Below are 10,841 nucleotides of genomic sequence, written 5' to 3' on the forward strand. Positions count from 1 at the left end.
CTGGGGATCCCCCGCGCGGGGGGCCGCGCCCCGGGCCCCCGCCGCCCCCCCCGCCGCGGTCCCCGGGGGGGGCGGCGTCGGCGTCGGCGTCGGCGTCGGCGTCGGCAGAGGAGGCATCCGCAGCATCCGCGGCGTCGGCGGCGTCGGCGGCGTCGAGAATCGCCTCGTCGAGCGCGTCGGGGGCGGGCAGATCGGCCAGTTGCAACGTCCACCAGGCGTTGACGGCGGCCCAGTGCAGTACCTCCGGGTCGGGGTCGCCGTACGCGTCCGTCGCCCGGTCCAGGACCGGGCGGTCCTGGGTGAGGGTGCCCGTCTTGTCCAGGAACAGCATGTCGACGGCGCCCAGATCGTGGAGCGCGGGCAGCCGCTTGACGATGACGCTGTGCCCGCGCGCGAGGAGCGACGCGCCCCGGGCGAGCGCCGTGGTGACGATGACCGGCAGCATCTCCGGCGTCAGCCCGACCGCCACCGCGACGGCGAACGGCAGCGTCTCCAGCCCCCGGCCGCGCAGCGCCGCGTTGGCCATCAGGACCAGCGGCGGCGTCAGCAGCATGAACCGGATCAGGACCCAGGAGATCCCGTGCACCGAGCGGTCGAAGGCGCTGGCGGGGCGCCGTCCCGGGCGGCTGCGCGCCGCGCCCCACCGGGTACGGGTACCGGTCGCGACGACGACCGCGGTACCGCTCCCGGAGGCCACGCTGCTGCCCTGGAAGCAGAGGTGCGGCTGCCCGAAGACCCCGAGGTGCCCGCCCGCGCCGGCCGGCCCCTCGCGGGGCGCGTCCACCGCGTACTTGGCGACGGGGGCCGACTCCCCGGTCAGGGGCGCCTGATGGACGGTCAGGCCGCTCGCGCGCAGCAGCCGTACATCGGCGGGCACCAGGTCCCCGGGGCCGAGACGGATCACATCGCCGGGCACGAGCTGGTCGACGGGGATCTCGCGGGGGCGCGGCGGCCCGCTCCCGACGTCGCCGCCGGTGCGCCGCAGCACGGTGGCGGTCGTGGCCACCAGGTCGCGCAGGGCGGCCATGGACCGGTCGGCGCGGTGCTCCCCCGAGGAGCGCAGCAGACAGCTCACGGCGACGAGGGAGAGGATCACGCACGCGGTGCCCCAGGCGGAGACGGTCGCGGACACCAGCCCGAGACAGAGCAGTACGGCCGTGAAGGGATCCCGCAGGCTCCGTACGAAAAGGCGTGGCCAGGAGGGTGTGGTCCACTCGGGGACGGCGTTCTCGCCGTACCTGACCAGGCGCTCCTCGGCCTCCGTGTCGGTCAGTCCGCGCGGCCCGCTGTCGAGGCGGCGCAGCACCTGGAGGGCGGTGGGCGGGGGCCCCGGTCCCCGCGGGTCCGTCTCCGCGCCGGGGTCCGTCGGGGCGCCCCAGGCCGCGGGCCCCGGCACCACCGACTCGGACATGGCGGTCTCAGGCGCCGACGTCGCTGATACGCCGCGGCCCCGTCGCGAGCGCCGCGCGGTCGGTGAGCTGGCCGACCATCAGCCGTACGACGGTCACGACATCGGGGTCGTCGACGAAGTAGACCTGCCGCCGGCCCTCCCTGCGCGACCGTACGAGACCGGCCAGCTTCAGCTTGGTGAGGTGCTGGCTCACGGCGGGCAGCGCGCCGCCGACCCGCTCCGCGAGCCCCGTCACATCGCTCTCGCCCTGCGCGAGCACCCAGACGATGTGCAGCCGCGCGGAGGACGCCAGCAGCCCGAACGCGGCGGCGGCGTCCGCCAGCACCTCGGCGGAGGGATCCCCGAAGCCGTCGCCACCTGCCGTCACGATCGCTCTCCTGTCCCACGCGGGCCGTCCACCCGCGTATCCGTGCCCGAGCCCCCGTCCGAAGTCCGAATCCCCTGCCCGAACCAACGGCTCAGTCTAGGGGCTGTCCCTGCGGAGGGGTCTCAGGCGGCAGGAGGCTCCCGTACGGGCCACCGAGGCCCACGGGGCAGCCGCGACCGGCCGTCAGGGGTGCTTCGGGGGTTCGTTCGGCTCCACGATGGTGCCGGTGACGATACGGCGCCCGCCCTGCGGGCCGTCCTGGGCGCCGCCCGGGGACTCGTCCCGCTGGGCGCCGGCGGCGGCGCTGTCCGCCTTGCCCTCCTCCTGGAACGCCTTCTTCTCGCTCTTGAGGATGCGGGCGGCCTTGCCCGCGGACCGGGTCAGCTCGGGAAGTTTCTTCACCCCGACCACCACGGCGATGACGATGAGGATCACGGCCAGTTCGCTCAAGCCGAACATCAGGTCTGCTCTCTCCCGGGAACGTCCGCGGCCGTCCTGCCGCCGTGTCGTCGCGCTTCTACAGCGCTGTAGAAGTATCCCGCATCAACCGCACACGCAACAAGGCCAGGGCCACCCTCGCACGTACTCAGGTCAGGACGTGAGTGGCCCCGTCTGTGCAGGTCGTCACAGAGGCACCCCGAGCGCCCGCTTGGTGGCGCGGTACCGGGCCAGGAACACCCGGCGCAGCCAGCGCACCGACGGCGGGAAATTACCCAGCAGCGCCGTGTGCCCCGGGACCCGGTCGGGGTCCTCCAGCAGGCCGAAGACGAGATGCGGCCCGGTGCGCGGGCCGCCGCGGACGATCGCGGTCCGCAGCCGGGGGACCTCCCGGTCGGGCACGCGCGGGAACAGCTCCAGCAGGAGCGGCTCCTCCTCGTCGAGGTTCCTGTTCAGGATCGACTGGACGCGGATCGCGGAGGGCAGCCCCGTCATCGCGGCCTCGCCGACGACCACCAGGACCTCACCGCGCCCGCCGGTCACCTCGCGGGCGGCGATCGAGTCGACCGCGCGGGCGAGGGTGTGCAGTTCGGCGTCGAGCGCCTCGCGCTCGCCGGCCAGGGTCTCCAGCTCGGCGACGGGCCCGGGGAAGAGCCCGCGGAGCACCGGCCAGAGCAGATCGGACTCGCTCGCGCGCTGCCCGCGGACGAACTCGATCAGCCAGCGTGCCGTGCCGACCAGCGTCCGCACATCGACGGACCGGCCGTCGGCGAGCGCCGAGAACGACGCGGTGACCAGGGCCGCGCCCCGGCGCATGAGGGTGTGTTCGGCGAGGAGTTCGTCGTGGATCCGGGTGCGCTCCGCGCGGAGCGCGGGTGAAACAGCCATCGTCCGTCCGTCCCCCTTCTTCACCGCGGGCACGTGGGAGGGCTCGATCCGCCCGTCCGCGGGCGTGCCCGCCGGGGTACTCCGGGACAAGAGCACCTCACGCTGAGGAGATGCCCGTCACACCGGCCCCTCACACCCCACGGCTCCCCTCATAACGCTTCCCATACGCCCCTCCCGGCCTGCTCTCCCGTGCCGCTTCCTCAGCCGCTCCCCGGCCTCTCCCCGGGCCGCTCCCGCAGGCCGCCCGTCCAGAAGTTGTCCACAGGCCGAGGGGGATCTCGACGCGATGTCGGCGGCCCGGCGCAGAATGGGGTCATGACTGAGATCAACGGTTCGAAGCCGGACTCGACGCGGGACTCCATGCCGGAGTGGGAGCGGCGCTTCCGGGCCCCTCGGGTCTCCCTGCCCGACTGGGCGGAGGACGCGCCGGAGCGGGCGCTGTTCGTGTCCAACGCGACAGGGACGTACGAGCTGTACGCGTGGGATCGCGCGACCGGCGCGCGGCGTCAGGTGACGGACCGGCCGAACGGGACGACGGACGGCGTGCTCTCGCTCGACGGCGAGTGGATCTGGTGGTTCTCGGACACGGACGGGGACGAGTTCGGGGTGTGGATGCGCCAGCCGTTCTCCGGCGGGACCGGGAGCGGGCCGGGCCCTGACGAGCCGGCGGCGCCGGGGCTCGACCCCTCCTACCCCGCGGGTCTGGCGCTGGGACGGGACGGGACGGCGGTCGTCGGGCGGTCGACCGACGAGGACGGCTCGACGGTCCATGTCGTACGGCCGGGCGGGGAGCCGGTCGAGATCTACCGCCACCGCGAGTCGGCCGGTGTCGGGGACCTGTCGCACGACGGCACGCTGCTCGCGATCGAGCACACCGAGCACGGCGACGCGATGCACTCGGCGGTGCGCGTGCTGCGGCTGGACGGCTCGGTGGTGGCCGAGCTGGACGACACCGAGGGCGGCACGCTGGAGCTGGGCCTCGACGTGCTGGGCTTCGCGCCGGTGGCCGGGGACAGCCGGCTGCTCATCGCCCATCAGCGGCGGAGCCGCTGGGAGCCGATCGTCTGGGATCCGCTGACGGGCGAGGAGACGGATCTCGCGATCGAACTGCCCGGCGACGTCCACGCCGAGTGGTATCCGGACGGCTCGGGGCTGCTCATCGCGCACAGCTTCGAGGCGCGCGACGAGCTGTGGCGTTACGACTTCGCCAGGAGCGCGCTGATCCAGGTGGAGACCCCGCCCGGCACGGTCTCGGGGGCGACGGCGCGGCCGGACGGCAGCGTGGAGTACCTCTGGTCGTCCGCGGCCAGGCCGCCGGAGGTGCGCTCCACGTCGGGCGGGGTGGTGCTCGACCCGCCCGGTATGACGGCCCCCGCCTCGGTGCCGGTGGAGGACGCGTGGGTCGAGGGGCCGGGCGGCCGGGTCCACGCGCTGGTGCAGCGCCCGCCGGGCGAGGGCCCCTTCCCGACGGTCTTCGAGATCCACGGCGGCCCGACGTGGCACGACAGCGACGCGTTCGCCGCGGGCCCCGCCGCCTGGGTCGACCACGGCTTCGCGGTCGTCCGGGTCAACTACCGGGGTTCGACGGGGTACGGACGGGAGTGGACGGACGCGCTCAAGCACCGGGTCGGGCTGATCGAGCTGGAGGACATCGCCGCGGTCCGTGAGTGGGCGGTCGCCTCGGGGCTGGCCGACCCGGCGCGGCTGGTCCTGGCGGGCGGCTCGTGGGGCGGCTATCTGACCCTGCTCGGCCTCGGCACCCAGCCGGACGTGTGGGCCGTGGGCCTCGCCGCCGTACCGGTCGCGGACTACGTGACGGCGTATCACGACGAGATGGAGGCCCTGAAGGCGATGGACCGCACCCTGCTGGGCGGTACGCCGGAGGAGGTGCCCGAGCGGTTCGAGGCGTCGTCCCCGCTGACGTACGTCGACGCGGTCCTGGCCCCGGTCTACATCTCGGCGGGGGTGAACGATCCGCGCTGCCCGATCCGTCAGGTGGAGAACTACGTGGACCGGCTGGCGGCGCGCGACGCGGTCCACGAGGTGTACCGGTACGACGCGGGGCACGGCTCGCTGGTGGTGGAGGAGCGGATCAAGCAGGTGCGGCTGGAGCTGGACTTCGCGAGGAGGCACCTGGGTCTCGCACAGTCCTGACGGGCGCGCGGACGGAGGGGCCGCAGGGGGCGGCGGGGCCGGGGTAAGCGGGCCCCGGGCCCCGGCGCCGGGGCGGTGTTCCGTACCGTGGAGGGGTGTACCGGTTCCTGGTGACTCCGCGATGGTGGGGGATCAACGTCTTCGTCGTACTGGCGATCCCCTTTTGTATCTTCATGGGAATGTGGCAGCTCGGGCGGTTCGAGGACCGGGTGGACACGCACCGGGCGGCCGAGGCCAGGCCCGATCCGGCGCAGCGGCCGGCCGTGGCGGTGACGTCCCTGCTCCCGGTCGACCAGGAGACCTCGGGGCGTCATGTCACGGCGACCGGACGGTACGCGGACCAGTTCGTGGTGCCGGACCGGAAGCTGGACGGCAGGACCGGTTCGTACGTCCTGACCATGCTCCGCACCGACGACGGCAAGGCGCTGCCCGTGGTCCGTGGCTGGCTGCCCGGTGGCGGGAAGACGCCCGCGCCCCCGTCGGGCGAGGTGACCGTGACCGGTTCGCTCCAGGCGTCCGAGGCGGTCGGCTCCGACGGGGTGCGCCAGGGCGGACTGCCGCCGGGGCAGCTCGGCATGATCAGCGCGGCCTCGCTGGTCAACCTCGTGCCCTACGAGGTGTACGACGCCTGGGTCACCGTGGGCCAGGCGTCGGACGGGCTGCTGCCCGTGCCCGCCGCCGCGCCGCAGAACACCGGGCTCGACCTGAAGGCGTTCCAGAACCTCGGGTACACCGGCGAGTGGTTCGTGTTCGCCGGGTTCGTGGTCTTCATGTGGTTCCGGCTGGCCCGCCGCGAGGTGGAGACCGCCCGGGACGAGGCGCTGGGGCTGGGCACCGCGGCCTGACCCGGACGGCTCGGGACGACTCCGGACGGACCCGGCCTACCCCGGGGCGGCCCCGGCCTGCCCCGGTCGGAAGACCCTAGAAGCCGCTGAGGAGACCGGTCCAGTAGACCGTCCCCGCACAGGCGTTGGGGATCGTCGCCTGGACGGTCGTGCCCGCCGCCGCGGTGTAGGAGAGGGAGACGCTGCCGTCCTCCGTGGTCCCGTCGTTGAGGAGCTGGGTCTCCGAACCGGTACTGCTCTCGCCCGGTCCGGTCTCGCCGGTGCCGGCCGTCGTGCCGCCGGTCGTGCCCGCCGAGCCGTCGCCGGTGGGCGAGGGGTCGGGCGAGGGGTCGCCCGAGGTGGGGCAGGTGTCCGAGGGCACCCAGGCGAACTTCACCTGGTACGTGCCGTTCGGCGGCAGCGTCAGTGACGACGACTCCAGGGAGGGGTCCGGCAGCCCGGCCGCCGCGTCGCCCGCGAAGTGCGGCGACGTGCCGATCCTGGAGCTGTCGGCCGCGCCGATGGCGCCGAAGCCGACCGAGCCGCGGCCGCTGACGGTACACCCGGAGGCGGAGACGTTGGTGAGGCGGAACGTGCCGTACACCTTGCCCGTGGCGTCGGCGGCGCCCACCTCGGCGGTGGCCTGCCGGAGCTGGCCCGCGGTACAGGTCTGCGAAGAGCTGACGCTGCTGGAGCCGCCGGAGCCCTCGGCCGTACCGCCCTTGCCGCCGCCGGTCGCGTCCGACGCGTCCGGATCGGGCTTCTCCTGCTTGTCAGGCTCGTCCTCGTCGGCGGAGACCTTGTCCGAGGGGCCGTCCGGGTTCTTCTTCCGGTCGCCGTCGGCCGGGTCGGTGTCCGCGCCGTCCGGCGACTTCTCGCCGTGCCCGGCGGCGACCGGGTGGTCGTCGGAGGCGGTGCTGGCGTTGGTGACGTGCACGAAGGCGGGCACGGCCGTACCGAAGAGCAGCGCGGCGGCGGCCATCCCCACGACGGCCTGCCGCTTCCTGGCCCGCCGGGTGGGGACCGCCTTGCGCAGATGGTCCAGCGCCCCGTCGGAGGGCCTGAGGTCCCCCACCGCTCCGTGCAGGAGCCGGCGCAGCGCCAACTCGTCGCCGTCCAGGGCGCCGCCCAGATCGGTGGAGAGGTCCGTACTCGGGTCCGCGGGCAGGTCAGCGGACGGATCCGCCGGCAGACCGGCGCCGGACGCGCCCGCACCGCGCAGGGCGGTCAGGGCGGTCGGAGCCGTCGTCACGTCGGCATCGGCATCGGCGTCCGCGCCCCGGTCCGGGGCGTCCCGCCGGTCCCGTACGTCCTCCGCCGCGCCCGTGTCGGCGGCGTCACCCGTATCGGCGGCCACGCCACCCGCGGCGTCGCGCGGGGAGTCGGGCTCGTCAGGCTCCTCGGCCTGCTCGGCCGCCTCGGTGACCTCGGCCGCCTCTCCGTCGGCGCGGCCGCTCAGCTCGTTCTCCGGCCCGTTGTTCACAGTTCCGTTCCCAGTCAGGTCGTTCGACGGCACGTCCGGCACTTCCCGCCCGTCCTTGCGCCCCGCGCTCATGCCGTCGCCTCCATGGCGACCCGCAGCGCCGCGATCCCGCGTGAGCCGTACGCCTTCACCGAGCCCAGGGATATCCCCAGCGTCTCGGCCACCTGTGCCTCGGTCATGTCCGCGAAGTAGCGCAGGGAGAGCACTTCACGCTGTCTGCGCTGCAACCCGCGCATCGCCTTGATCAGCGCGTCCCGCTCCAGCAGGTCGTACGCCCCCTCCTCGGCGCTCGCCATGTCGGGCATCGGCTTCGAGAGGAGCTTCAGCCCGAGGATGCGGCGGCGCAGTGCGGAGCGGGAGAGGTTCACCACCGTCTGCCGCAGATACGCGAGCGTCTTCTCCGGCTCGCGGACCCGGTTGCGCGCGGAGTGCACCCGGATGAACGCCTCCTGGACCACGTCCTCGCAGGAGGCCGTGTCGTCCAGCAGCAGGGCGGCGAGACCGAGCAGCGACCGGTAGTGGGCGCGGTAGGTCTCGGTGAGGTGGTCGACGGTGGTTCCCGCCGCCATCGCCTCCTCAGCGCCCTCGCGCTGGGACGGGATACGGGCCGGCCGCGCCGCCGGCATGGGGGCGATCACCGGCATGCCACCGGGCATACGGGGCCGCCGGAGCGGACGCACTGCCGCGCCGCGCACCGGGACAACCGCTGTGATGTCGAGAACCTCTGCTGCCACGCCTGTTGGACACGCTTCCCCCCGTCAGGGTTGTACGCGCACGCCGCCCCATCTGACGCTGCACTGAATACCCTCATGCGTACCCGATCTCCCCCTATGCCCCAGTTCCGCGGCACCACACGGGGGGCGACCACAGAGACGCTTCCCAGCCATCCGGCGGTTGCGGTTCTCGCGCGGCGCTCGCGCGGAAACTCACAGAAAGGTGGGACGAGAAGCGTCCGACATGGCAACACCCCAGTTCACAAGGCATAGCCGGTCAGCCTGCCCATGGGGCGTTCACAGATCCTACAAACTTTTGAGCCGTCACGGCGTACTGATTTGCGCCGACTACCAGGCGTTCGCCGACCGGCAACCGGGCGGCTACCGCCGCTGCTTCGCCAGCTCGGCGGCGACGGCCTCGGCGATCTGCGCGGTGTTCAGGGCGGCGCCCTTGCGCAGGTTGTCGCCGCAGACGAACAGCTCCAGCGCCCTGGGGTCGTCCAGCGAGCGCCGTACGCGTCCCACCCAGGTCGGGTCCGTCCCCACCACGTCGGCGGGCGTAGGGAAGTCGCCCGCCCCCGGGTTGTCGAAGAGCACCACGCCGGGGGAGGTCGCCAGGATCTCGTGCGCCCGGTCGACGGTGACCTCCTGCTCGAAGCGGGCGTGCACGGAGAGGGAGTGACCGGTGATCACGGGGACGTGGACGCAGGTCGCCGAGACCCGCAGCGCGGGCAGGTCCAGGATCTTGCGGGTCTCGTCCCGGATCGCGGCCTCCTCCGTGGACCACCCGTCGTCGGTGGGGTCGGGGGAGCCGGCCCACGGCACGACGTTGAGGGCGAGCGGCGCGGGGAACGGGCCGGTGGCGTCGCCGACCGCGCGCCGTACGTCGCCGGGGTGCGTGCCCAGCTCCGTACCGGCGACGAGGGAGAGCTGGTCGCGCAGGGCGTCCACACCGCCCCGGCCGGTGGCGCTGACCGCCTGGTACGAGGAGACGACCAGCTCGCGCAGGCCGAACTCGGCGTGCAGCGCGCCCACGGCGACGATCATCGTGAGCGTGGCGCAGCCGGGCCCGGCGACGATGGAGCGCGGTCTGGCCCGTACGCCATGGGGGTTCACCTCGGGCACGACCAGGGGGACGTCCGGGTCCATCCGGAAGGCCGCGGAGTGGTCCACGACGACGGCGCCCCGTGCCGCGGCGACGGGTGCCCAGATGGCGGACACCTCGTCCGGTACGAGGAACACCGCGACGTCGACGCCGTCCAGCGCCTCCTCGGAGAGCGGGACGACCTCGGTCGCCTCGCCCCGTACGGACAGCTTGCGCCCGTTCGTACGAGGGGAGGCGAGCAGCCGGATGTCGCCCCAGACGTCGGCGTGCTGCGTCAGGATCTGGAGCATGACGGCGCCGACGGCCCCGGTCGCACCCACGACCGCGAGCGTCGGACGCCCGTTCATCGCGCGGCGCTCCACGGCACGGCGCGCACGGCGCCCCCGGACAGGGCGCCGTGGGCCCGGGACGTGACACCGTGGGCCCGGGACGCGGCGTCCGCCGTCCGGCCGCCGGACCGGGTCATCGCCCGGTGCCGCCGTAGACGACCGCCTCGTCGGAGTCGCTGTCGAGCCCGAAGGCGGTGTGCACGGCGCGTACGGCCTCGACGACCGACTCCTCCCGCATGACCACCGAGATCCTGATCTCGGATGTCGAGATCAGCTCGATGTTGACGCCCACGTTGGAGAGGGCTTCGAAGAACCCCGCGGTGACGCCCGGGTTGGTCTTCATCCCGGCGCCGACGAGGGAGACCTTGCCGATCTGGTCGTCGTAGCGCAGCGAGTCGAAGCCGATCTTCTCCTTCGTCTTCTCCAGCGCGTCGATGGCCTTGCGGCCCTCGGTCTTGGGCAGCGTGAACGAGATGTCGGTCAGACCGGTCGACGCGGCGGAGACGTTCTGCACCACCATGTCGAGGTTGATCTCGTTGTCCGCGATGACCCGGAAGATCGTCGCGGCCTCGCCGGGCTTGTCGGGGACGCCCACGACCGTGATCTTCGCCTCGGAGGTGTCATGGGCGACACCGGAGATGATGGCCTGCTCCACCTTGCGGTCCCCTTGCGGTTCGTTGCTGACCCATGTGCCCTGAAGCCCCGAGAAGGAGGAGCGGACATGGATCGGGATGTTGTATCGGCGCGCGTACTCGACGCAGCGGTGCAGCAGCACCTTGGAGCCGGAGCTGGCCAGCTCCAGCATGTCCTCGAAGGAGATCCAGTCGATCTTCCGGGCCTTCGAGACGACCCGGGGGTCGGCGGTGAAGACACCGTCCACGTCGGTGTAGATCTCGCACACCTCGGCGTCGAGCGCCGCGGCGAGCGCGACGGCCGTGGTGTCCGAGCCGCCCCGCCCCAGGGTCGTGATGTCCTTCTTGTCCTGGGACACCCCCTGGAAGCCGGCGACGATGGCGATGTTGCCCTCGTCGACGGCGGGGCGGGTCCGGCCCGGCGTGTCTACGATTTTGCGCGCGTTGTTGTCTGTGTCTTATTCAAATCATAAGCTGCCGAGGATATTTGATGTGTA

The 10,841-nt window shown here is 73.1% G+C and carries 9 protein-coding genes and 1 pseudogene; 2 read left to right on the plus strand and 8 right to left on the minus strand.

The window, feature by feature from the left end; all coding sequences use genetic code 11:
- The 4 genes from ACFXPK_RS24515 to ACFXPK_RS24530 all read right to left on the minus strand — a co-directional run.
- Positions 1-1,411: cation-transporting P-type ATPase (locus ACFXPK_RS24515; RefSeq protein WP_385078603.1), on the minus strand; the 1,411-nt coding region annotated here is incomplete at its 3' end.
- Between the two features lie 7 nt (positions 1,412-1,418).
- On the minus strand, positions 1,419-1,778 hold the full coding sequence (locus tag ACFXPK_RS24520; RefSeq protein ID WP_384993397.1) for an ArsR/SmtB family transcription factor: 360 nt from the start codon (positions 1,776-1,778) through the stop codon (positions 1,419-1,421).
- A 183-nt stretch (positions 1,779-1,961) separates the two neighbouring features.
- Complete coding sequence (locus tag ACFXPK_RS24525; protein ID WP_385078607.1) at positions 1,962-2,237, minus strand: twin-arginine translocase TatA/TatE family subunit; 276 nt, start codon at positions 2,235-2,237, stop codon at positions 1,962-1,964.
- A 165-nt stretch (positions 2,238-2,402) separates the two neighbouring features.
- Complete coding sequence (locus tag ACFXPK_RS24530) at positions 2,403-3,104, minus strand: hemerythrin domain-containing protein (protein WP_384993392.1); 702 nt, start codon at positions 3,102-3,104, stop codon at positions 2,403-2,405.
- Between the two features lie 315 nt (positions 3,105-3,419).
- On the opposite strand from ACFXPK_RS24530, the gene ACFXPK_RS24535 reads away from it, so the two are divergent.
- A complete protein-coding gene (locus ACFXPK_RS24535) occupies positions 3,420-5,258 on the plus strand; it encodes a S9 family peptidase (protein ID WP_384993391.1) in 1,839 nt (612 codons plus the stop codon).
- Between the two features lie 95 nt (positions 5,259-5,353).
- Entirely contained in the window at positions 5,354-6,103 is a 750-nt protein-coding gene (locus ACFXPK_RS24540) for an SURF1 family protein (RefSeq protein WP_384993389.1), read from the plus strand.
- Between the two features lie 76 nt (positions 6,104-6,179).
- Here ACFXPK_RS24540 and ACFXPK_RS24545 read toward each other — a convergent pair whose 3' ends face one another.
- The 4 genes and pseudogenes from ACFXPK_RS24545 to ACFXPK_RS24560 all read right to left on the minus strand — a co-directional run.
- Positions 6,180-7,637: a hypothetical protein gene (locus tag ACFXPK_RS24545; protein WP_385078611.1), complete on the minus strand. Its 1,458-nt coding sequence runs from the start codon at positions 7,635-7,637 to the stop codon at positions 6,180-6,182.
- Positions 7,634-8,209 (minus strand): SigE family RNA polymerase sigma factor, encoded by a 576-nt coding sequence (locus ACFXPK_RS24550; RefSeq protein ID WP_384993386.1) that lies wholly within the window; start codon positions 8,207-8,209, stop codon positions 7,634-7,636. Before ACFXPK_RS24550 ends, ACFXPK_RS24545 begins: the two co-directional genes overlap by 4 nt.
- A 450-nt stretch (positions 8,210-8,659) precedes the next feature.
- A complete protein-coding gene (locus ACFXPK_RS24555) occupies positions 8,660-9,730 on the minus strand; it encodes an aspartate-semialdehyde dehydrogenase (protein WP_385078615.1) in 1,071 nt (356 codons plus the stop codon).
- Between the two features lie 115 nt (positions 9,731-9,845).
- Positions 9,846-10,778 (minus strand): annotated as a pseudogene (locus ACFXPK_RS24560) (aspartate kinase); the annotation flags it as partial.
- Between the last annotated feature and the right edge of the window lie 63 nt (positions 10,779-10,841).

The sequence above is a fragment of the Streptomyces sp. NPDC059142 genome (assembly GCF_042755665.1).
Classification (GTDB): domain Bacteria; phylum Actinomycetota; class Actinomycetes; order Streptomycetales; family Streptomycetaceae; genus Streptomyces.

Bases quoted from the DNA above. Each gene is read 5' to 3' on its own strand.
- ACFXPK_RS24525 (WP_385078607.1), bottom strand. From the start codon at position 2,237: ATGTTCGGCTTGAGCGAACTGGCCGTGATCCTCATCGTCATCGCCGTG.
- ACFXPK_RS24530 (WP_384993392.1), bottom strand. From the start codon at position 3,104: ATGGCTGTTTCACCCGCGCTCCGCGCGGAGCGCACCCGGATCCACGAC.
- ACFXPK_RS24535 (WP_384993391.1), top strand. From the start codon at position 3,420: ATGACTGAGATCAACGGTTCGAAGCCGGACTCGACGCGGGACTCCATG.
- ACFXPK_RS24545 (WP_385078611.1), bottom strand. From the start codon at position 7,637: ATGAGCGCGGGGCGCAAGGACGGGCGGGAAGTGCCGGACGTGCCGTCG.
- ACFXPK_RS24550 (WP_384993386.1), bottom strand. From the start codon at position 8,209: ATGCCGGTGATCGCCCCCATGCCGGCGGCGCGGCCGGCCCGTATCCCG.
- ACFXPK_RS24555 (WP_385078615.1), bottom strand. From the start codon at position 9,730: ATGAACGGGCGTCCGACGCTCGCGGTCGTGGGTGCGACCGGGGCCGTC.